Genomic DNA, 21,896 nt, shown 5'->3' with positions numbered 1-21,896 from the left:
TACTTCTGCTTCAGCCCAAGCGGAACACGCCACTCATCAACTGACCGGATGCTTCCCCCTGAATTGCTCGCCTATGCTGAGCTTGAGCATCCGCACAGAAAGGACAGAGTAATGGCGTCAAACACAATGAAAGCGATTCGGCAGCACGAATTCGGTGGCCCTGAGGTGCTGCATTACGAGGATGCGCCGATGCCCGAGTTGCAGCCTGGCGAAGTACTCGTTCGCGTGCACGCGATTGGCCTGAACCCACCCGACTGGTACCTGCGCGGCGGGTACAAGATGCTGCCCCCTGAGTGGCAGCCGCAGGTATCCTTTCCCGTCATTCTGGGGACGGACGTGGCGGGCGTTGTCGCGGCAGTCGCTAATGATGTCAGGGAATTCTCCGTCGGCGACGAAGTGTATGCGATGGTTCGTTTTCCCAGTGGCCTTGCCGGTGACAGCAGGGGCTATGCCGAGTACGTCAGCGTGCCAGCATCGGAAGTTGCGTTCAAGCCGGCTGGCATCGATTACGTACATGCCGCCGGAGCGCCGATGTCGCTGCTCACCGCCTGGCAGTTCATGATCGAGCTGGGGCACGATGAAGCGAACCCGCTGCAGCCGAACAGGCATGAGCCAGTACCGCTCGCCGGCAAGACCGTGCTCGTCAACGGTGCCGCAGGCGGCGTCGGGCACTTCGCGGTGCAGATCGCAAAATTGAAAGGGGCGCACGTCATCGCGGTGGCATCGGGGGAGCACGAAGCGTTCCTGCGCGATCTCGGTGCCGACGAATTCATTGACTACACCAAAGTTGCTCCCGAGGCGGTCGCCCGCAACGTCGATCTCGTCATCGACGCAGTTGGCGGCCCGACCAGCGGTCGTTTCCTGCCCACGCTGAAGCCTGGTGGCGCCTTGTTCCCAATCTTTCCCCTCGGCTTTTCCGCTGCCGCGGAGGCCGAGAAGTTGGGCATCACGGTCTCGGCCACCCAGGTGCGCTCGAATGGCCCACAGCTTGCAGAACTCGGACGCTTGCTCGATAGCGGTGCAATTCGCGTCGCCATCGACAGCACGTTTCCGCTTGCCGATGCGCGCCAGGCCCACGAACGCGCTGCCCGCGGGCATATCCAGGGCAAGATCGTGCTCACCGTCCGGTGAGGCAGAGCCGTTCGCAACCCGATCTCGACCCCATCAACGACCCACCGGAAACGACCTCAATGAGCACCATCAAAGAAGCCATCGAAGACCTGTTCAACAACCCACAGCTTTCTGCAGAGGAAGCCATCAACCGGCACTTCGGCCCGGATTTTCGCCAACGCACAAACGGAAGCTGGGACAACCGCCCGACGTTTTTTGCGCGCATCATCCATCTCCGCGAGACGGTCAAGCAGGCCACGATCACGGTTCTCGATGAACTCGTTGATGGCGAACGCTACGCGGAACGGCATATCGTCGATCTGGTCAGGCACGACGGAGAGCGGATTCGCCAGGAAGTGTATGTTTTTGCGCAGCGAGACCCCGCTGGGCGCTTTGCCCGAATCGAGGAGACGACCCTGATTCTCGACAACCAACAGGAAACCCCATGACCCAGACCATCACTCGCATGAACCCGCCCTCCTTGCCGAACTCGGCAGCCATGGGCTACTCGCAGATATCCATCGTTGAACCGGGCCGCATGGCTTACATTTCCGGGCAAGTGGCCTGGCGTCCCAATGGCGAACCGGCGCCTGCCGATCTGGTTGAGCAAATGAAAATCGTCGCGGCTAACGCCAAAGCCGCTTTGCACGCTCTTGGCGCAACGCCCGAGGACATCGTGATCGCGCGCTGCTTCATGACCGATCTGACGCCCGACAGACTGAATCAGATATTCCCCCCGCTGCTGGCAATGTTTGACGGTGCGCAGCCCTGCATCACCGGCGTCGGCGTCGCGGCCCTGGCCGCGCCCGACCTGCAAGTCGAGCTGGAGTTGACCGTTCGTCTGCCGGATTGACCCCTTGCGTCTCGCCCGGTCTGGTGGATTCCCGCGATCTGCAGCCGGGCACACAGGCCGGGCCCTGGTTTTCATTAATCACGTTGAGGAAGAACAGAATGGACTTGATCGAGAAATTGAACTGGCGTTATGCAACGAAGAAAATGCTGCCGCAAAAAATCGTACCGCAGGAAAAGGTCGAGCGCATTCTCGAGGCCATACGGCTGGCCCCGACCTCCAGCGGCTTGCAGCCCTACGAGGTCATCGTCGTAACCAATCCCGGGATCAGGGAAAAGATCCAGGCCATCGCGAAGAATCAGGCGCAGGTCACTGACTGCTCGCACCTGCTGGTATTCGCCGCCTGGGACAACTACACGGCGGAGCGGATCAACATGATGTTCGATCTGACCAACGAAGAACGCGGCGGCGGGAACGAAGGCTGGGAAAACTACCGCGCCATGCTTCTGGGGATGTACCCGCCACGTAACGCCGAGGAAAACTACCAGCATGCGGCCCGACAGGCCTACATCGGCCTGGGGGTGGCGCTGGTCGCGGCGGCGTTCGAAGAAGTGGATAGCACGCCGATGGAAGGCTTCGATCCTAAGGCACTGGATGACATCCTTGGGCTGCCAGCCAAGGGGCTCAGGAGCGTGACCATCCTGCCGCTGGGTTATCGGGATGCCGATCAGGATTGGCTGGTCAATCTCAAAAAGATCAGAAGACCCCGCGACCGGTTCGTCAGCGAGGTGAAGTAAACCTCGGCGGGTGCCGCGCCCTGCCTCTTGCTGGTATTGAAGCTCGATCTGACGATTAGCGTGGACTTGACTATGCAATAGGGGCGAGGCCGGACTGGATCACCCGCCCGTACGGGGCGAGCCGTTTCCGCGACCAAGCGGCGCAACGCCCCGGCCTGAATGGCGCGCAGTGCCAATGGCACCAGAACGACCGCGAACTTGGCCGTTCCATGTCGCGCCATGAATAGTGTTCTCTCCTTTCTGGAAATGGCCAATCGTCCATAGCGTGTTGCAGCCCTACTTGCGGCAGACGGACCGTCTGCCTAAATATTGTGGGTAGCGGGAAAATGCGCGACACGATTGTTTGCTGACATTGAATAGTATTGTCGAAATACACCGGTTTATCCCGTTACAAATAATTCCGACAATAGCTCCATCCCAATTTCCGGCAGTTTTCGCTGCCCCGACCACGATGGAAGCAAGCCCCGCCACGCCGACCAGCCAGCCGGTGAATTTCACTATCGCCGGCCCGACCGCGCCGATTGCCCTGCGTCTGTACCGGCCGGCAGCCAGCGCGACGAGCCTGCCCGTCGTCCTCTACTTCCACGGCGGCGGCTTCATCGGCGGCTGCCTCGACGATGCCGACCGGCCGGCCCGTTTCATCGCCGAGCATTGCCCGGCGCTGGTGCTGGCCGTCGGCTACGCGCTGGCCCCGGCCCGTCCTTTCCCGGCAGCGCCGGAAGATGCCCACGCGGCGGCCTTGTGGCTGGCCGCGCATGCCGCCGGCCTGGGTGGCGATGCCCGCCGGCTGGCGGTGGCCGGCGACGATGCCGGCGGCAACCTGGCCGCCGCATTGACGCTGATCGCCCGCGACCGCAACGGCCCGGCTATCGTCGCCCAGGTGCTGGTCGGGCCGATGCTCGACCCGAACATGACCCGGCTCGGCGACGGTGCCAAGCTCAACTCCGATCTCAGCGCCGCGACCTGCGCCAGTTGCTACAGCCAGTACCTGCCGCAATCGCGCCAGCGCCTGCATCCCTACGCCTCGCCGCTGGCCTCGGTGCGCCAGGCCGGCTTGCCACCGGCGCTGATCGTCACCGCCGAATGCGACGTGCTGCACAACGAGGCCGAGAAATACGCCGCGGCACTGATCGCCGCCGGCGTGCCGACCCAGGTCGTGCGCTTTGCCAAGGTTACCCATGCGGCGCTTGCCGTGCACCAGCCGGCGCTCGATGAAATCGCCCACTTTCTCCGCCGCCGGCTGTGGGAAGCCCCGCCGCCCAGGCACCCACTGAATTTGTAGGATCAGGCAAGCAATGGCGAGGAACGGGTATCCCCTGAAAAGCCTTCCCCGCCTACGCTGAGCCACACCCCCGGCGAACGCTGAAATCGAAAACAGTCATTCAAAACTAAAGAGGAACCACCATGCCCCAACGTCAAAAACGCCTTATCCTGGCCGCCGCGCTAGCCGGCCTGTTCTCGGTCGGCGGCGGTCTCGCCGTCTACCATCAGGCCGCCGCCACCCCGGCCGTCGCTGCGCCGGCCGCCACGACGGTCGATGTCGCCGCTGTCGCCAGCCGTGCCGTCACCGAATGGCAGCAATACTCCGGCCGGCTCGAAGCGGTCGAGCGCGTCGAGATCCATCCGCAGGTGTCCGGCATCCTGACCGCCGTGCATTTCAAGGACGGCAGCCTGGTCAGGAAGGGTGAGCTGCTGTTCACCATCGACCCGCGCCCCTTCGCCGCCGAAGTCGCCCGCGCCGAAGCCCAGCTCGCCGCGATGGACGCCCGCGTCGCCTACACCGCCAGCGATCTGGCACGCGGCGAACGGCTGCTCGCCGAGAACGCCATCGCCCGCCGCGATTTCGACGAGAAGCAGAACGCCGCCCGCGAAGCCAAGGCCAACCTGCAGGCGGCCCGGGCGGCGCTCAAGGTCGCCCAGCTCAACCTCGAATACACCCGCATCACCGCGCCGATCGCCGGCCGCGTCTCGCGCGCCGAAGTCACCGTCGGCAACCTGGTCGCCCCCGGCAACGGCCCGGCCCTGACCTCGCTGGTCTCAGCCGACCGCATCTATGCCGCCTTCGACGTCGACGAGCAGAGCTACCTGAAAGTGGTCAACGGCAGCCAGGGCAAGGCCCTGCCGATCCATCTCGGGCTGGCCGACGACGAGGGCTATTCTCTGGAAGGCAAACTGAGTTCGGTGGACAACCGCCTCGACAGCAGTTCCGGCACCATCCGTCTGCGCGCCCTGGTCGACAACCCGGACGGCAAGCTGGTCCCCGGTCTCTATGCCCGCATCCGGCTCGGTGCCGCCAGCCAGCGCGACGCCCTGCTGATCGACGAAAAGGCGGTCGGCACCGACCAGGCCAAGCGCTTCGTGCTGGTCGTCGGCGAAGGCAACCAGACGGCTTACCGCGAAGTCCATCTAGGCAGCGTGCAGGACGGCCAGCGCATCGTCGAAAGCGGCCTCCAGGCCGGCGAACGCATCGTCGTCAATGGCCTGCAGCGTATCCGCCCGGGCGACACGGTCACCCCCAACATTGTGCCGATGGGCGGCAACGCGCCCGCGGTCAGCAAAGGCTAAGGACAGACGGCCATGAATATCTCGAAATTCTTCATCGACCGGCCGATCTTCGCCGGCGTGCTTTCCGTCCTGCTGCTGCTCGGCGGCGTGCTGGCGCTGTTCCAGCTGCCGATTTCCGAATATCCGGAAGTCGTGCCGCCCTCGGTGGTAGTCCGCGCCCAGTACCCGGGCGCCAATCCCAAGGTGATCGCCGAAACGGTGGCCTCGCCACTCGAAGAGTCGATCAACGGCGTCGAGAACATGCTTTACATGCAGTCGCAGGCCAACAGCGACGGCAACCTGACGGTGACGGTCAATTTCAAGCTCGGTGTCGATCCGGACAAGGCGCAGCAACTGGTCCAGAACCGCGTCGCCCAGGCCCTGCCGCGGCTGCCCGAGGATGTCCAGCGGCTCGGCGTGACGACGATCAAGAGTTCGCCGACACTGACCATGGTGGTGCACCTGATCTCGCCGGACAACCGCTACGACATGACCTACCTGCGCAATTACGGGGTGCTCAACGTCAAGGACCGGCTGGCCCGCATCCAGGGCGTCGGCGAGGTCGGCCTGTTCGGTTCCGGCAACTACGCCATGCGCGTCTGGCTCGACCCGCAGAAAGTCGCCCAGCGCGGCCTGACCGCCGCCGAGGTGGTGCGCGCCATCCGCGAGCAGAACGTCCAGGTCGCGGCCGGCGTCATCGGCGCTTCGCCGAGCGGCCCGGACGTCCCGCTGCAATTGAACGTCAATGCCCAGGGTCGGCTGCAAAGCGAGGCCGAGTTCGGCGAAATCGTTCTGAAGACCTCGCCGGACGGCGCCGTGACGCGCCTCGCCGACGTCGCCCGCATCGAGCTGGCGGCTTCCGAGTACGGCCTGCGTTCGCTGCTCGACAACAAGCCGGCGGTCGCCATCCCAATCTTCCAGGCACCGGGCGCCAACGCCCTCGACGTCTCGGCCAAGGTGCGCGAAACGATGGCGGAGTTGGCCAAGGAGTTTCCGGCCTCGGTCGAGTACCGCATCGTCTATGACCCGACGCAGTTCGTCCGGGCCAGCATCAAGGCCGTCGTCGTCACGCTGCTCGAAGCCATCGCGCTGGTCGTGCTGGTGGTGATCGTCTTCCTGCAGACCTGGCGCGCCTCGATCATCCCGCTGCTCGCCGTGCCGGTGTCCATCGTCGGCACCTTTTCGCTGATGCTCGGTTTTGGCTATTCGATCAACGCCCTATCGCTTTTCGGCATGGTGCTGGCGATCGGCATCGTCGTCGATGACGCCATCGTCGTCGTCGAAAACGTCGAGCGCAACATCGAAGCCGGCCTGACGCCGCGCGAAGCGACCTACCGGGCGATGCGCGAAGTCAGCGGACCGATCGTCGCCATCGCCCTCACGCTGGTCGCCGTCTTCGTGCCGCTCGCCTTCATGACCGGACTGACCGGCCAGTTCTACAAGCAGTTCGCGATGACCATCGCCATCTCGACGGTGATCTCGGCCTTCAACTCGCTGACCCTGTCGCCGGCCCTCGCCGCCATGCTGCTCAAAGGCCATGGTGCCGAACCCGACTGGCTGACCCGGCAGATGAACCGCTGGTTCGGCCGCTTCTTCGCCGCCTTCAACCGCTTCTTCGGCCGCGCTTCCGAGAACTACGGCCGCGGCGTCACCGGCGTGATCGGTCGCAAGGCTTCGGCGATGGGCGTCTATGCCGTGTTGCTCGGGCTGACCGTCGGCATCTCCTACCTGGTACCCGGCGGCTTCGTACCGGCCCAGGACAAGCAGTACCTGATCAGCTTCACGCAACTGCCGAACGGCGCCTCGCTCGACCGTACCGAGGCGGTGATCCGCAAGATGGGCGAGATCGCCCTGGCCCAGCCCGGCGTCGAAAGTGCCGTCGCCTTCCCCGGCCTGTCGATCAACGGCTTCACCAACAGCTCGAGCGCCGGCATCGTCTTCGTCACGCTGAAGCCTTTCGACGAACGGCACGGCCAGGAACTCTCGGCCGGCGCCATCGCCGGGGCGCTGAACCAGAAGTATTCGGCGATCCAGGAAGCCTTCATCGCCGTCTTCCCGCCACCGCCGGTGATGGGCCTCGGCACCGTGGGCGGCTTCAAGATGCAGATCGAGGATAGAGGCGCGGTCGGCTATGCCGAACTCAATGCCGCCGCCAACGCCTTCATGGCGGCCGCCGCCAAGGCGCCGGAACTGGGGCCGATGTTCTCCAGCTACCAGATCAACGTACCGCAGCTCGACGTCGATCTCGACCGCGTCAAGGCCAAGCAGCAAGGCGTTTCGGTAACCGACGTGTTCGACACCATGCAGATCTACCTCGGCTCGCTGTACGTCAACGACTTCAACCGCTTCGGCCGCACCTACCAGGTCCGCGCCCAGGCCGACGCGCCGTTCCGCGCTCACCCGGAGGACATCCTGGAACTGAAGACGCGCAACAACCTCGGCGAGATGGTGCCGCTCTCCTCGCTGGTCAAGGTGCACACCACTTTCGGCCCGGAAATGGTCGTCCGCTACAACGGCTACACCGCCGCCGACATCAACGGCGGCCCGGCCCCCGGCTTTTCGTCGGCGCAGGCCGAGGCGGCGGCCGAACGAATCGCGGCGGAAACCCTGCCGCGCGGCGTCAAGTTCGAGTGGACCGACCTGACCTACCAGAAGATCCTGGCCGGCAACGCCGGCATCTGGGTTTTCCCGATCAGCCTGCTGCTCGTCTTCCTGGTTCTCGCCGCGCAGTACGAAAGCCTGACCCTGCCGCTGGCCGTGATCATGATCGTGCCGATGAGCATCCTCGCCGCGCTGACCGGCGTCTGGCTGACCGGCGGCGACAACAACATCTTCACCCAGATCGGGCTGATGGTGCTGGTCGGCCTGGCTTGCAAGAACGCCATCCTGATCGTCGAGTTCGCCCGCGAGCTGGAACTGCAGGGGGCGACGCCGCTGCAGGCGGCAATCGACGCCAGCCGGCTGCGGCTGCGCCCGATCCTGATGACCTCGATCGCCTTCATCATGGGCGTCATCCCGCTCGTCACCTCGACCGGCGCCGGTTCGGAAATGCGCCACGCGATGGGCATCGCCGTCTTCTTCGGCATGCTCGGTGTGACCACTTTCGGCCTGTTCCTGACGCCGACCTTCTATGTCCTGCTCCGCACGCTGGACAAGCGCCACAAGCTGCACTCGGCCACCCACCACGAAGCGCCGATTGCTCCGGCCCACACCCCGGCTTAAGCCGCAGGAGAAACTGCCATGAACTATTTGCTCCCCTACCCACCCCACCCGGCCGCTTCGGCCGCGCCGCCTGCCCGGCCCGCCGGGCTAACCCGCCCGGCCCGGCTGTTCCCGTTGCTCGCCGCCCTGCTCACCCTGGCCGGCTGCTCGCTGGCCCCGACCTACCAGCCGCCGGTGGTCGATAGCCCGGCTGCCTTCAAGGAGGCCACGGCCAGCGGCCAGTGGAAAACCGCCGAACCGGCCGAGAACATCCCGCGCGGCGAATGGTGGAAGGCCTTTGCCGACCCGACGCTGGACCGCCTGGAAACCCAGGCTGCCGCCGCCAACCAGGACCTCAAGGCCGGCGCCGCCCGGCTGGCCCAGGCCCGGGCCTTGCAGCAGAACGCCCGCTCGGCGCTCTTCCCGCAGATCGGCATCGGTGCCGGGCCGACCCGCCAGCGCCCGTCGCCGGCCTCGCAAGGCCTGGCGGCCGACGCCGAGACCGGCATCGCGACGCTGTGGCGGGCCCAAGGCACCGTCGCCTACGAGGCCGACCTGTTCGGCCGGGTGAGCAGCGGCGTCGATGCTGCCAAGGCGACGACGGACCAGCGTGAAGCCCTGTTCCGCTCGCTGCAACTGGCCATCCAGGCCGATATCGCGCAAGCCTATTTTTCGCTGCGCGAGCTCGACGCCCTCGCCGCCTTGTACGCCGACACCGTCAAACTGCGCGAACAGGGCACCCAGCTCTTCCAGCGCCGCTTCGACGAAGGCGACATCAGCGAGCTGGAGCTGGCCACCGCCCGCACCGAGCTGGCCTCGGCCCGTTCCGAGGCCGTCGGCATCGCCCGCCAGCGCGCCGTCGCCGAACACAGCCTGGCCATTCTGCTCGGCCAGGCGCCGGCCGCCTTCGACCTGCCGGCGCAGCCGCTCAACCGGGTCAGCCTGCAAGTACCGGCCGGCCTGCCCTCGGCCCTGCTCGAACGGCGTCCCGACATCGCCGCCGCCGAACGGGCGATGGCCGCCGCCAATGCCCGGATCGGCACGGCGCGTGCCGCCTTTTTTCCGCGCCTGTCGCTGACCGGGGCGCTCGGTTACGAGTCGAATGAACTGGGCGACCTGTTCAAGTGGAGCAGCCGCGCCTTCGTCATGGGGCCGCTGGTCGGCACCCTGCTCTCGCTGCCGATCTTCGACGGCGGCGCCCGCCAGGCCGGCGTCGACCAGGCCCACGCGGCCTACGCCGAAGAGGCAGCCAACTACCAGCAGACGGTGCTGCGGGCTTTCAAGGAAGTTGAGGACAACCTCGCCCACCTGCGCCTGCTTGGCGACCAGACGCAAGCCCAGGACGAGGCGGTGAGCTCGTCGCGCCGCGCCGCCCGGCTGTCGCAGGTCCAGTACCGTGAAGGTTCGGTCGGCCATCTCAACGTCATCGATGCCGACCGCAGCGTGCTGTTGCAGCAACGCGTCGCCGTCCAGCTCGATGCCGAGCGGGCGCGGGCGACGGTCAATCTGATCCGCGCCATCGGCGGCGGCTGGGGTAGCGAATCGGGTAGCTGAGTCGCCACCAGCCCGGCGGACGCCATCGCGTGTCCGTCGGGCTGGCCAGACTATCGGCTTGTTTAACCAGGCGACCCTGGCGCCAGCGAGCGCTAGCGCATTTCAAACAATTCCTGATGGAAGCGTTCGCCCGGGAAGCCCAGCGAGCCCAGACCATCCCGGATGGCCTGACCGAACCTGGCCGGGCCGCAGAACCACACGTCGGCTTCGCGCCAATTGGGAACGCTCTTGGTCAGGCGCTGAAGATCGAGTCGCCCGTCGCGCTGATCCCACAGAACGTGCAGGCTGACCTTCGCGGCGGCGGCATCTCGCGTCAGTTTGTCGACCGCGGCCTGATCATAGTCCGCCGTGCAGTGGAACAGATCGACGGCTTTCCCGTCAGGCTGGCCGGCCAGGGCTTTCATCCGGGCGATGAAGGGCGTGATGCCAATACCGCCGCCAATCCAGATCTGGCGCGGCGCGTTGCCCTCGAAAGTGAATTGGCCGTAGGGTCCTTCCAGCTTGACGCTGTCGCCGACTTTCAGCCGCTTCGGCAAGGACCGCGTGTAATCGCCCAGGGCCTTGACCAGGAAGCGGATGCGCCCGTCTTCATGCCACGCCGAAGCGATCGTGAAGGGGTGCGGACCTTCGTCTTCATGGAAAGTGACAAAGGCAAACTGTCCGGGCTTATGGCCGGGCCAGCCGCTATCCAGTTGCACTTCGATCGCCGCGACGCCCAGCGCCGCCAACTGCTCGATGGCGAGAACCTTGCCCAGCGCCCGCTTGCCGCCAGCCCGCCGGTTAGTCAGCGACATCACCGCAGCGATGCTGCCGAGGGTCATGAGGACGATCAGGAGCGGCCCGACAAGGCCGCTCCAGTAGTCGAACTTGACCAGCACCACGGCGTGGAAGACCAGGGCCAGATAGGCAACGGCGAGAATCTTGTGGGTCTGGAAAAACCGCTTGTAGGGAAAGCGTTTGACCAGCGCCAGCACCATCAACAGCACCGCAGCGTAGAACGCCCACTCGCCAATGCCTTCGGCCAGACCGCGCTGCTCCAGAAAAAGCTGCTGCAAGGAACCCTCCGGGAATACCGGACGAGGCCCCCGGCCGCCGGGACGCGTCAGCCAGCCAAGCTGAACCAGCCACTTGGGGCCGTCGGCGATCAGCCAATGGCTGATCGAAATGACCAGAGCGGAAATGCCCAGCCACTTGTGCAGACGGTACATTTTGTCGAGACCGCCGAAGTAGCGTTCCAAAAAGACCGGCCTGGCCGAAAGAATCATCGCCAGGCTCATCACGCCAATGGCGATAACGCCGGTGTATTGGCTCAGGACATTTCGCCAGGGAAAAAACCCGGCCAGGTTGAACAAATCGGCTTGGTCGGTCAGCCACCAGGCGGCGCTGAGCAGCGCCAGGTAACCGACCAGCGTGTACTTGATGATTTTCATGATGCTCCCCACTTGCGTATCTACGTGTATGCAGACTAGCCGCCACTTATCTTTCTCGCAAGATAACTTACGAGACTTACAATCTGTAACGTGACGGCCGCATCAGATGACCCGAAGGAGAGTTTCGATCACATGGACAAGAACACCAGGATGGATAGTCATCAATGGGACAGCTCGCTCGATCCGCAGATTTCTCCGCTCTTTCTGGCGTTGCAATGGGCGCATCGCCGATCGATTGAGGTGATACAACCGCTGCTGGTCGAAAACGGCCTATCGACCGCCGAGTTCGATGTCCTCGCGACATTGCGCAACGCCCCCGCACCGCACGACATGACTCCGTCGCAGATCCAGCAGGAGGTGGTGATCACCTCTGGCGGTTTGACCAAGGTGATGCTTCAGCTGGAGGCTCGCGGTCTGGTCAAGCGCCTTCAACTGCCGCATGACCTGCGCGTCAAGCCCGTTCAGCTGACCGACGAAGGAAGGCAAAAAGTCGAAACGGCGATGACCGCGATGCTTGGCGCAACAAGAGCCTGGCTCAGGAACGCGCTGGATGCCGGGGAGATCGGGCAACTGACGACCCTGCTCAGCAAGGTCGTGGCGGTGCCGGTGCAGGCAAATCGGCAAACAGGATGAAACCCCTGGCCGCGTAATGTCCGGAAGCCAAATTCAATGACTTGACTTCACTTTTGGCGCGCCCCCTGGCGCCCCTGCTTCGCCCAATACGTGAAGGCCTCTTCGTACACCTCGACATCGAGCTCCATCACCCGCTCTTGCATTCGTGTCTGCGCATCGGCAACGCCCTTGTTGTAAACAACCGGGCCAATTTCCTTCAGGAAAAAGGAAAGTAGCGCGCCAGCCCCCAAGCCACCGATTTCTTCATTCAGGTTGGTCGCGAAATAGCGCTGAATGGAGGCGATTGCGGCGTTGGTAGCGTCTGTCGATATTTCAATTGCCATTTGTAGTAACCAGTTTTTCCGTTTTTTGACGGACGAATTGTCCGTCGATAAGCGGCGAACGACCAGTCTAGGCAAAGGGCAAAAAGTTTGTACAAATGAGGCATTCGGGGGAGATGGGAGACCGGAGCATGGAAGCCGTCCGCGGCCACCCAGACAGCCGATGCTCAGTGAATCGGTGGCCGAGCCCCCAACCTGGACTGTTCGGCCAATGCCAAACGATATGGCGATATTGCCGTCGTCATAATACAATGAGCACCCTTTTGGCATATCCGGTGCGCCGATGTCCCTCTCTTCCCTCTCCGACATCTTCCTCTCGCAGCACGCCCGCCTGCTGGAAATCACCACCGCGCTACCCGAGGCTTCGCTGCTCGTCGAACGCTTCTCCGGCCGGGAAGCCGTCTCGGAAACCTTCCGTTTCGAAATCGACTGCCTGTCCACCAACGCCTATCTCGATCTCAAGGCCCTGATCGGCGAGGAAATCACCCTGCGCCTGTTGCAAGCCGACGGCAGCAAACGGTCTTGGCACGGCTACGTCACCGAAGCCCTGCAGCTGGGGGCCGATGGCGGCCTGGCCCGCTACCGGGTGATCATGGAACCCTGGCTTGCCTTCCTCGGCCAGCGCCGCGACAACTACCTGTTCCAGGACAAGACGGTGATCGACATCCTGACCCAGATCTTCGCCGACTACCCGCCCGCTCACTGGACCAGCCAGGTCACCCAGAAACTGCGCCAGTACAGCACGGCAACGCAATACCGTGAGACTGATCTGGCCTTCATCCAGCGCCTGCTCGCCGAAGAAGGCCTGTCCTACCGCTTCACCCACGACCAGTCGGCCAGCGCCGGGGACGCCGCCAGCCACGCCCGCCATCAACTGGTCATCTTCGACCGCGACAGCGAACTGCCGGTTTCCGCCCAGCCGGAAATCCGCTTTCATCGCAGCGCCGCCAGCGAAGCGACCGACACGCTCCAGGTCTGGCAGGAAAGCCGCTCGGTCCAGCCCAATGCCGTGTCGCTTGCCGGCTGGGACTACAAGACCCTGGTCGCCACCGGCGCCGAAGCCAAGAGCACGCTGGATAACGGCGAACTGCCCCGGCTGGAAGTCCACGATGCCTCGCAAGCCTACCGCTTCGAAGACAGCACCGCCGCGCAGTTGCGCACCGACCTGTTGCTCGCCGCCCACGAAGCGAAATACCGTTCCTTCACCGGTGAAGGCAGCGTCCGCCAACTGGCCGAAGGCACCGTCTTCACGCTGACCCAGCATGCCTCCTATATCGGCGACGATGCCCGCTTCACCGTGCTCGGCATCGACCACCACGGCGCCAACAACCTCGGCGCCCAGGCCGCCGCCCTGCTCGGCAGTACCGACATCGAAAGCGGCAGCTACCGCAACCGCTGCATCGCCCAGCCGGCAGCGATTCCGGTCGTGCCGCTACCCATCGCCAAGCCGCAGGCCCGCTCGCAAACCGCCCATGTCGTCGGCCTGCCCGATGCCGTACTGACCACCGAGCGCGATCACCGGATCAAGATCCAGTTTCCCTGGCAACGCGGCGCCACCCCCAATGCCGGCGGCCTGACCGAAACCGCCGGGGCCGGCAAGACCGGCAACGCGCCTGGCAACGACCAGTCCGGCACCTGGGTGCGGGTCGCCGAATGGCTGTCCGGCGCCAACTGGGGCAGCCATTTCCTGCCGCGCATCGGCAGCGAAGTGCTGGTCGACTTCCTCGGCGCCGACATCGACCGCCCGATCATCGTCGGCCAAGCCTACAACGGCGCCGACCTGCCGCCCTTCAGCGCCGGCCACGAAGCCGGGGCCAACCACCCAGGCGTGCTCTCCGGTTGGATGAGCCACAACTTTGAAGAAGGCCATAACCAGTGGGTGCTCGACGACTCGCCCGGTCAGTCGCGCACGCGCCTGGCAACCAGCGAGAACGCCGGCCAGCTCAGTCTCGGCCACCTCATCCACCAGGCCCCGGAAAGCGCCAGCCGCGGTGCCTGGCGCGGCAGCGGCTTCGAACTCCGGAGCGATGCCTGGCTCGCCGTACGCGCCGGCGAGGGCATCCTGATCTCGGCCACCGCCCGCCCGAACGGGCAAAGCACGCAGCTCGATGTCGCCGAAACCGTCGCCCAACTGAAAGCCGCCGAAGAAACCGCCAAAGCCCTGTCCGATGCCGCCTGCGGCCAAACCGCCCTGCCGCTGAAAGCCAATGCCGAGCAGACGAAGTTCATCAAGACGATCGACCCCCAGCAGGACGGCAAATTCACCGCCAGCATCGGCGGTCAGCCGGCGCAGAAAGCCCGGCCCGGCAGCCGCGAACTCGGCGAGCCGACCGAACGCTTCGCCGAACCGATCATCCTCAACGAAGCGCCCAGCGACATCGGCCTGGCCAGCCCGGCCAGCACCCTGCTCTATGCCGGCGGCCACCTGCACGCCACCGTCCAGCAGGACTTCCATATCGCCAGCGCCCACACCGTCGCCACCACCGTCGGCGCCGGCGCCAGCTGGTTCAGCCACGGCGGCGGCATCAAGAGCATCGCCGCCGCCGGCAGCCACACCATCCAGGCCAATACCGACCAGATGGAAATCCTCGCCGACCAGTCGGTGACGATAACCAGCAGCAACGACGAGATTCATATCCTGGCCAAGGAGAAGATCGTGCTGCAGGCCGGGCAATCTTCGGTGACGCTGGAGGGGCAGAACATCACCTTCGCGTGTCCGGGGACGTTCTCGGTGAAGGGCAGCGGGAATGCGTTTGTGGGGCCGGGGCGAGGGAATGCCAATTTGGAGAGTTTGCCGACAGGGACAACAACACAGCAGACGGCTCCAGCCTTCACGGAAGCCTTGTGTACCGGACAATATGAGCTCTTCAAAACCGATAACCGGCCTTTTGAAAACTATGACTACGAAATCCGCAGCGGGCGAACCGGCAAAGTCCTTGCCAGTGGCAGGAGTAATGCCTCGGGCCAGACGAGCATGGTGACGACGCAGCAATCCGAATCGATCAGCGTCTACAAATCAGTCATGCGCGAAAGCGAACGCATTACCGAAAACTGGCAGGCCAAGCTGGCCTCGGTTGCATCTCGCCAATCCTGACCCGGGAACTCGACACATGCCCTTACCGCTTATTGCCGTAGCCATCATCGAGATCATCGAGCTCGTCGGCGTCGCACTGACTGCTTACGAGGCTTACGACGTCATCAAGGACATCTACGAAGGTCTCGACAAATATTACAAGAGCGTCGACGAAGCAAAAAAACAGCTGGAACATCTGATCCAGAACCTGAAAGACGAGATCGACAAGAAAATCAGCGAAAAGGAACAGGTTGCCATCCTCTTGGCCGCCGCTGGTGCCGATCCACAAAGCCAGGACACCAAGCACGCCAAAGGGCGAGGCGCCGATGGCGGTGTGATTAGTACCGCCATCCAGCAGAAAATCCCCTTCCGTCGCGTCATCAGCGAGGTCTGCGACAAGGCAAACGCCATGCCCGTGCTGCAACTGCGCAAGAAGAAAGACGTTTCCATCAAGGATTTGCCCAAGGTCAAGCGCAAGGCACTCGAAGAAATTCTCAAGAAATCGGTCGAAGAAATCGCCGATATTGAGCTTGAGCAATTCATCCTCGTCCGTCTCAAGCAGTTCGCTGCCAACCTGATGTTCGAGTTCGTCGACTACTGCCTTGACTGGGCTAGCCCCTTGAAGTGCGAGGTCAGTTTCGGACCCAAGCCGGGCTACTCTGATCATCCGATGGAGGGTGCAACCCGTCTCAAGCGAGTCGGCAAAGTCAGCCCCTTCTATCCCGTCCCGCCGCCCAACAATCGTGCCGGCAGCATCAGTGCCGATCTGGTCATCAACGAGTATCGCAAGAAACCCACCGGAAAAGCCAATATCTTCGCTATCGTCGAAATCAAGTTCGCGGGGGATAAGATTGACGGCAAGCAGTTCGAACAGTACCAGGCGGTGCTTGATGCCGCCGCCAACGTCAAGACAGGAAAAAGCCCCGCTCGCTTCGATAAACGCAATGTCAGTTCAGGTGGACGATTGTCGTTATTCCGCTATCCGGAAGATCGCGCAGTAGAGCATGGCCACGACCAGCATGACAAAGATGAGCCGAGCAAGAAAACACCGCACAAAGGAAGAAAGAATCGATGAGCACCTCCGAACTGTTTCTTCAACCCGAAGAAATTATTCCGTTTATCAATGACTCGCAGGCAACTGACTCACTGGAGGTCATCGGTGACGAAGGCCGCGAAATCGGTCTCTGCCCCTACATCACCTTCTATGTCTATCACCAGAAGAGCGACTACCTTCCCGTGGCCGACAAGATCATCGCCATCAGTAAGGAATTCGAGGCGTTGATCGACGAGCCGTTTCAGATCGTCTGGAAAGATGATACTCAGGACTGGTTGCCAGCGAACGACCCGCGCTTGCCAACAGACTTGCACCAGGAGGCCAAGGATCGACAGGACAACCTGCAGTCATTCTGGCTCATGGCCACCGATCAGGATAGCGATGCAACCACGGCGCGCTGGGCCATTTGTGCAAAGGTTGATGACGGTGTGATGCGTTACACCTCGCTCAAGCTGACTTTCCGGCACAAGTGGTACAACCAGAACAGGGCACGCTGGCAGGCGTTCGTTAAGGACTGTATCGCCCGCTTGCAACCCGAGCACTGCTACAGCGGCTTCGAAGTCGGCAACGGCGGTTTCAACATCCTCGGCGCTTATGAGTGCGACGTACTGGAACGCATCTGCGCCGACTATGTCTACGGTATGGATATCGACCATACGTCCACGATGGCCTTCCACAGCTTCCGTTACCATCGAGACGATGCGCAGTTCGAACCGGAACTCGTCGAGGGTCGTGATCCCTCGGTAAAGTACGTTAATCCGTCGAACCTTGGCGCCGGTTTGCGCACCCCCACTTGGTGTTTCCTGCTTACCCCGTACTGGCGTGCCAAACTGGGTAAGTCCGAGGCCGAAGTGCGCGCCGAACTCGACGATCCACGAATTGAAATCACGGCCATTCCATTTGCCGTCGGCCCGCATAATCCCAATGGCGGACCGGCACTCTGGATTCGCTTGGGTGAACTCGACCTCCATCCCGTCAAGAATGGCGTGCCAGACTTACAGGTCAAGGCCAATCGCCTGATTCGGCCGGTGCGCTGCGACGACCTCATGCTGCTGACGCTGGACCCTTGGGACGATGACCCGAACCCACGTTTCGACTACGAGTCGTCGTTGCGCTGGATGCGGCGCTTTGATGAGGATAGCGATTGGCCTAATGCCGAAATACGTGCCAAGTATGCGCTCGGCTATGTAAAGCGCCCTAACATCCTCGCCGGAAATCCCTGCCCCGAAGCCGGCTGGTGGTTCACCCCGGCTCAAGCCAACTCCCGCCGCTACTTCAAGCAGGGCGAGGTCATGCCTTCAGTGGGTGGTGATTACGGCCTGACCTTCTGGCAATGGTCGCCGGACCAGTCGACGCCGAAGCTGTAGGACGGTCTGCCACGAAGCCGGGGCCAACCACCCCGGCGTGCTCTCCGGCTGGATGAGCCACAACTTCGACGAAGGGCACAACCAGTGGGTGCTCGACGACTCGCCGGGCCAGTTGCGGACGCGCCTGGCAACCAGCGAGAACGCCGGCCAGCTCAGTCTCGGCCACCTCATCCACCAGGCCCCGGAAAGCGCCAGCCGCGGTGCCTGGCGCGGCAGCGGCTTCAAACTCCGGAGCGACGCCTGGCTCGCCGTACGCGCCGGTGAGGGCATCCTGATCTCGGCCACCACCCGCCCGAACGGGCAGAGCACGCAGCTCGATGTCGCCGAAACCGTCGCCCAACTGAAAGCCGCCGAAGAAACCGCCCAAGCGCTGTCCGATGCCGCCAGCGGCCAAACCGCCCTGCCGCTGAAAGCCAATGCCGAGCAGACGAAGTTCATCAAAACGATCGACCCCAAGCAGGACGGCAAATTCACCGGTAGCATCGGCGGTCAGCCAGCGCAGAAAGGCCAGCCCGGCAGCCGCGAACTCGGCGAGCCGACCGAACGCTTCGCCGAACCGATCATCCTCAACGAAGCCCCCTGCGACATCGGTATGTCCACTCCGGCCAGCACCCTGCTCTATGCCGGCGGCCACCTGCACGCCACCGTCCAGCAGGACTTGCATATCGCCAGCGCCCACACCGTCGCCACCACCGTCGGCGCCGGTGCCAGCTGGTTCAGCCATTCCGGCGGCATCAAGAGCATCGCCGCCGCCGGCAGCCACACCATCCAGGCCAATACCGACCAGATGGAAATCCTCGCCGACCAGTCGGTGACCATCACCAGCAGCAACGACGAGATTCACATCCTAGCCAAGGAGAAGATCGTGCTGCAGGCTGGGCAATCCTCGGTGACGCTGGAGGGATCAAACATCACCTTCGCGTGTCCGGGAACGTTCTCGGTGAAGGGGAGTGGGAATGCGTTTGTTGGGCCGGGGAATGGGGCGGCGAGTTTGGAGAGTTTGCCGGAGGGGAAAACCAGCGAGGCACCGCATTTCATTGAATTGAATTATCACGACGAATCGCTCCAGCCCGTCGCAAATGCCCCGTACCACCTAGTCTTCGAGGATGGAACGATGAAGGAAGGTATTCTGGACGCCAATGGCTACGCTCGTCTGGAAGGTGTGCCCAATCAGTCTGCCCGCGTGTATTACGGTGAAGACCCCAGTGCCCCGACCGCGCGCGTCGAGATGCCGGCAAACACCTTCAAGTCCGGTAGCACGACCAACGAGGAAGCTATCACCAACATCGAATGCCACTTGGCTGAAGTCGACGACTATTGGACGAAACAGGCGGATTCGGAACAACGCGAGGTATTTGCCGACTTCAACCCCAGCAAGCAAGAAGCCGATGGCGAAAACCTCTGGCATTACCTATCGGAGGCTGAGCAAAAAGCGCTGGAAGCCAAACTGCGCGGAGAGAATAGCTGATGGGTGGCGCAGCAGCGGTAGCCCGCCACACCGATGATGTGGCCAAAGGAGCAGGCAAAGCCGAACGCTCAAGCTGGCTGGCTGACCTGAAAGAGGAAAGCATCAGCTTTTTGAAAGGGGACAACAACTCCCCTTGGGCAATCTTCGCGGAAACCGTGATCGGTTGCGTACCGGTTCTCGGACAAATGGTTGACGCCCGCGACATCATCAAGGCGCTCATCGAAATTTCAGCGGCACCGGCCAGTCCGCTGGCCTGGTTCAATTTGATCACTGCGTTGATCGGCCTGATTCCCGGCGGAGGCGATCTGGTCAAGCGCAGCCTGCGCTCGGTCAAGATGGGCAGTACGCGCATCGAAGACTTGCTGGCGTTCATCCGCAAATACTACAAGGGAGACCCCGAACAACTGATCCGCGAGACGCTGGATCTCTCAAAAATTCGCGGCAAGTTCGACGAACTGCTAAGCAATAAGAGCCTGACAAAACAGTTCAGCCCCGAAGTCCAGAAAACCATCTCCACCATCAAGAGCAAGATGGACATCCAGTTTGCCGCCTTCCAGCAAGAAGTCGAAGGCTGGCTGGCCAAGGGGCGCAAGACCAGTGCCGAGGCACCGCACGGGGAAAAAGCACCGGGCACGCCGGAAGGCAAACCCAATAGCACTCATCAGGAAGGCAAGGGCACCAAGGCCGATCAGCACGATTCAGCCAGCGTCGATACGCCGAATGCCTCGAAATCGCGTACCGAGCGTTTGAAGGGACTGAGCCAGAAGGCAATGGGGGTGATCGGCGAACATCTGGCCGACTACCACTGCCAGGACGTCAAGGGCTGGGGGTTACCTGCCAAACACGATCTGGGTCAACACAATCCAGCCAAACTGAACGACAAACACGAAATGGTCCAGCTTTGGCCGATGCGAGCCCGCGGGCGCGGCATCGATGCGGTCTGGAAATGCAGTGGCGCCAAACCCTATGCCATCATCGAGGCCAAGGCCAGTTACGATCCCACTCGAACGCTCAACGCGCTACTAGGGGAGGCGGGGGATAAGACCGAGAAAAGCGAAGGTGCCGCACAAGGAGATCCAAATGCCAACAAATCAAGTCGGACAGGTAAGCGAGGATCAACAAAGCGCGTAGACGCAACCCGTCAGACTAACGGCAAGGTGACCCAGATGAGTCATGGATGGATTGAAAGTCGCTTGAAAAAAGCCGTTGGTTCTACTTCCAGCGACTGGCCAACTTTACGGGATAAAGGCATGTCGGTTTATACCCGCCACGTCTTGTTTTTCTCCATTCCCCAAGCAGCGGCCCATGCCGAAGCAGCCATCCTGCATACTGCTGGCAAATCCGTCGAACCTTCGATGCATGCCACCCACCAACTCACTCGAGAGTGGCGGGATAGCGACATAGAGAAAGTGGTGGATAACCGGGCCGGAAACACTGACGCTGGCCGCGACAAACGTGCACGTTAAATTGGATTTAGACATGGCATTTCATGAATTACGGCGGCAGCAATTCTTAGGTGAAGAAACTTACAAACATGAGCACCAAGACTGCAGTGATGGTATCCACAATATAGAAATCATCATATCTAAAGCGGTTGAAGACTCTGATTTAGATTACGCATCAAATCGAGCATCATTTCAGGCTCTGCTTAGGTTCCAGCGACTAGTCCTGAAATACACCGCCGGCGAACCCATCGAGCCATTGCGTACCGAACTGGAAGAAGTCGTCGCTGCCTACGAACGGTATGGGGAATATCTCTGGAAATACACCGGAGACCGGAACACTTTCGTTTTCGAGTTTTCAAGCATTGACGATTACTGCCAACTCATGCAACTCATTGGCCTATGCTTCCTACTCCATAGACGTGATCTGCTATCCAGAATCGCCGCTTTGCAGGATGGCGAAAATGGCGCGAACGGCGGCGCAGATAATTTGTACGAAGAATTCATGTCTCACGGTCTGGGTGCCGAGACTCGCTATGAGTCAGATTGGATTTTTGCTTCCAAACCATATCAATCTTTGTCCGACGCGCTCTATTCGGAAACGAATAACGACGCTCTGAAAAACATCGACTGCTTCCTCAAGCGTTGGTATAAGGACCTCGCCGGCACTGGGTGGCACGATGCCCATATTGAACAGGCTGGCTACTACGGCTACTGGAGTTTCGAAGCCGGGGCAGCCGTGCTCCTGCTCGGCATAGAGGACGATTCCAGCCTGCACAAATACTTGTATTACCCGAAACACCTCGTCGCCTGGGCAAAAGAGAATGCTCAACGCTTCCCCGATGGTGGCATGACGTCCCCAAAGACCACCCGCCTCAATGTCCATGCCGGCCAGCCCTGCCCAGAAGCCGGATGGTGGTTTACGCCGGCGCAAGCCAATTCCTGCCGCTACTTCAAACAGGGCGAAAACATGCCCTCACTCGGCGGCGATTACGGCCTGACCTTCTGGCAATGGTCGCCAGATCAATCGGTACCGACGCTGTAGGACGCCCTGCTGTGCCATAGCAGGACAAGAAAGCGTCCGTTGCAGCGGACTCTCGTCAAGCGCTGCTT

General features: G+C 62.3%; 17 protein-coding genes. 15 read left to right on the top strand and 2 right to left on the bottom strand.

Annotated elements, in window-relative coordinates; all coding sequences use genetic code 11:
* Positions 1 to 111: 111 nt before the first annotated feature.
* The 8 genes from ACLIKD_RS05505 (at position 112) to ACLIKD_RS05470 (ending at position 9,996) form a co-directional block, all read left to right on the top strand.
* A complete protein-coding gene (locus tag ACLIKD_RS05505) occupies positions 112 to 1,131 on the top strand; it encodes an NADP-dependent oxidoreductase (RefSeq protein ID WP_428827500.1) in 1,020 nt (339 codons plus the stop codon).
* 59 nt (positions 1,132 to 1,190) lie between these two features.
* The gene (locus ACLIKD_RS05500; RefSeq protein ID WP_428827499.1) at positions 1,191 to 1,559 is read left to right on the top strand and encodes a hypothetical protein; all 369 of its coding nucleotides are present in this window, start codon (positions 1,191 to 1,193) and stop codon (positions 1,557 to 1,559) included.
* Positions 1,556 to 1,963 (top strand): RidA family protein, encoded by a 408-nt coding sequence (locus ACLIKD_RS05495; protein ID WP_428827498.1) that lies wholly within the window; start codon positions 1,556 to 1,558, stop codon positions 1,961 to 1,963. The genes ACLIKD_RS05500 and ACLIKD_RS05495 overlap by 4 nt, the downstream gene beginning before the upstream one ends.
* Positions 1,964 to 2,061: 98 nt before the next feature.
* Complete coding sequence (locus ACLIKD_RS05490; RefSeq protein ID WP_428827497.1) at positions 2,062 to 2,697, top strand: NAD(P)H-dependent oxidoreductase; 636 nt, start codon at positions 2,062 to 2,064, stop codon at positions 2,695 to 2,697.
* A 451-nt stretch (positions 2,698 to 3,148) separates the two neighbouring features.
* Positions 3,149 to 3,979, top strand: a complete 831-nt coding sequence (locus ACLIKD_RS05485; RefSeq protein WP_428827496.1) for an alpha/beta hydrolase — start codon at positions 3,149 to 3,151, stop codon at positions 3,977 to 3,979.
* Between the two features lie 122 nt (positions 3,980 to 4,101).
* Positions 4,102 to 5,262: an efflux RND transporter periplasmic adaptor subunit gene (locus ACLIKD_RS05480; RefSeq protein WP_428827495.1), complete on the top strand. Its 1,161-nt coding sequence runs from the start codon at positions 4,102 to 4,104 to the stop codon at positions 5,260 to 5,262.
* 12 nt (positions 5,263 to 5,274) lie between these two features.
* Positions 5,275 to 8,463, top strand: coding sequence for an efflux RND transporter permease subunit (locus ACLIKD_RS05475; RefSeq protein WP_428827494.1), 3,189 nt, complete (start codon positions 5,275 to 5,277; stop codon positions 8,461 to 8,463).
* A gap of 18 nt (positions 8,464 to 8,481) precedes the next feature.
* Positions 8,482 to 9,996, top strand: a complete 1,515-nt coding sequence (locus ACLIKD_RS05470; RefSeq protein ID WP_428827493.1) for an efflux transporter outer membrane subunit — start codon at positions 8,482 to 8,484, stop codon at positions 9,994 to 9,996.
* Between the two features lie 92 nt (positions 9,997 to 10,088).
* On the opposite strand, the gene ACLIKD_RS05465 is transcribed toward ACLIKD_RS05470, so the two are convergent.
* Positions 10,089 to 11,426: a ferredoxin reductase family protein gene (locus ACLIKD_RS05465; RefSeq protein ID WP_428827492.1), complete on the bottom strand. Its 1,338-nt coding sequence runs from the start codon at positions 11,424 to 11,426 to the stop codon at positions 10,089 to 10,091.
* A 132-nt stretch (positions 11,427 to 11,558) separates the two neighbouring features.
* Here ACLIKD_RS05465 and ACLIKD_RS05460 point away from each other — a divergent pair, with 132 nt between their 5' ends.
* Positions 11,559 to 12,059: a MarR family winged helix-turn-helix transcriptional regulator gene (locus tag ACLIKD_RS05460; protein ID WP_428827491.1), complete on the top strand. Its 501-nt coding sequence runs from the start codon at positions 11,559 to 11,561 to the stop codon at positions 12,057 to 12,059.
* Positions 12,060 to 12,106: 47 nt separating this feature from the next.
* Here ACLIKD_RS05460 and ACLIKD_RS05455 read toward each other — a convergent pair whose 3' ends face one another.
* Complete coding sequence (locus ACLIKD_RS05455) at positions 12,107 to 12,382, bottom strand: DUF2164 domain-containing protein (RefSeq protein ID WP_428827490.1); 276 nt, start codon at positions 12,380 to 12,382, stop codon at positions 12,107 to 12,109.
* 280 nt (positions 12,383 to 12,662) lie between these two features.
* On the opposite strand from ACLIKD_RS05455, the gene ACLIKD_RS05450 reads away from it, so the two are divergent.
* The 6 genes from ACLIKD_RS05450 to ACLIKD_RS05425 are packed head-to-tail and all read left to right on the top strand — an operon-like array spanning position 12,663 to position 21,828.
* Positions 12,663 to 15,473, top strand: a complete 2,811-nt coding sequence (locus ACLIKD_RS05450; RefSeq protein ID WP_428827489.1) for a type VI secretion system Vgr family protein — start codon at positions 12,663 to 12,665, stop codon at positions 15,471 to 15,473.
* The gene (locus ACLIKD_RS05445; protein WP_428827488.1) at positions 15,454 to 16,527 is read left to right on the top strand and encodes a hypothetical protein; all 1,074 of its coding nucleotides are present in this window, start codon (positions 15,454 to 15,456) and stop codon (positions 16,525 to 16,527) included. The genes ACLIKD_RS05450 and ACLIKD_RS05445 overlap by 20 nt, the downstream gene beginning before the upstream one ends.
* Positions 16,524 to 17,873 (top strand): hypothetical protein, encoded by a 1,350-nt coding sequence (locus ACLIKD_RS05440; RefSeq protein ID WP_428827487.1) that lies wholly within the window; start codon positions 16,524 to 16,526, stop codon positions 17,871 to 17,873. The genes ACLIKD_RS05445 and ACLIKD_RS05440 overlap by 4 nt, the downstream gene beginning before the upstream one ends.
* Before the next feature lie 52 nt (positions 17,874 to 17,925).
* Positions 17,926 to 19,341: a DUF2345 domain-containing protein gene (locus ACLIKD_RS05435; RefSeq protein WP_428827486.1), complete on the top strand. Its 1,416-nt coding sequence runs from the start codon at positions 17,926 to 17,928 to the stop codon at positions 19,339 to 19,341.
* Entirely contained in the window at positions 19,341 to 20,807 is a 1,467-nt protein-coding gene (locus ACLIKD_RS05430; protein ID WP_428827485.1) for a hypothetical protein, read from the top strand. The genes ACLIKD_RS05435 and ACLIKD_RS05430 overlap by 1 nt, the downstream gene beginning before the upstream one ends.
* A 13-nt stretch (positions 20,808 to 20,820) precedes the next feature.
* Positions 20,821 to 21,828, top strand: a complete 1,008-nt coding sequence (locus ACLIKD_RS05425) for a PoNe immunity protein domain-containing protein (protein ID WP_428827484.1) — start codon at positions 20,821 to 20,823, stop codon at positions 21,826 to 21,828.
* Positions 21,829 to 21,896: the final 68 nt, after the last annotated feature.

The sequence above is a fragment of the Azonexus sp. IMCC34842 genome (genome assembly GCF_050368855.1).
GTDB classification, from domain to species: Bacteria; Pseudomonadota; Gammaproteobacteria; order Burkholderiales; family Rhodocyclaceae; genus Azonexus; species Azonexus denitrificans_A.
The sequence above is the reverse complement of the archived record's forward strand: the minus strand, read 5'-3'. Positions and strand labels throughout refer to the sequence as shown.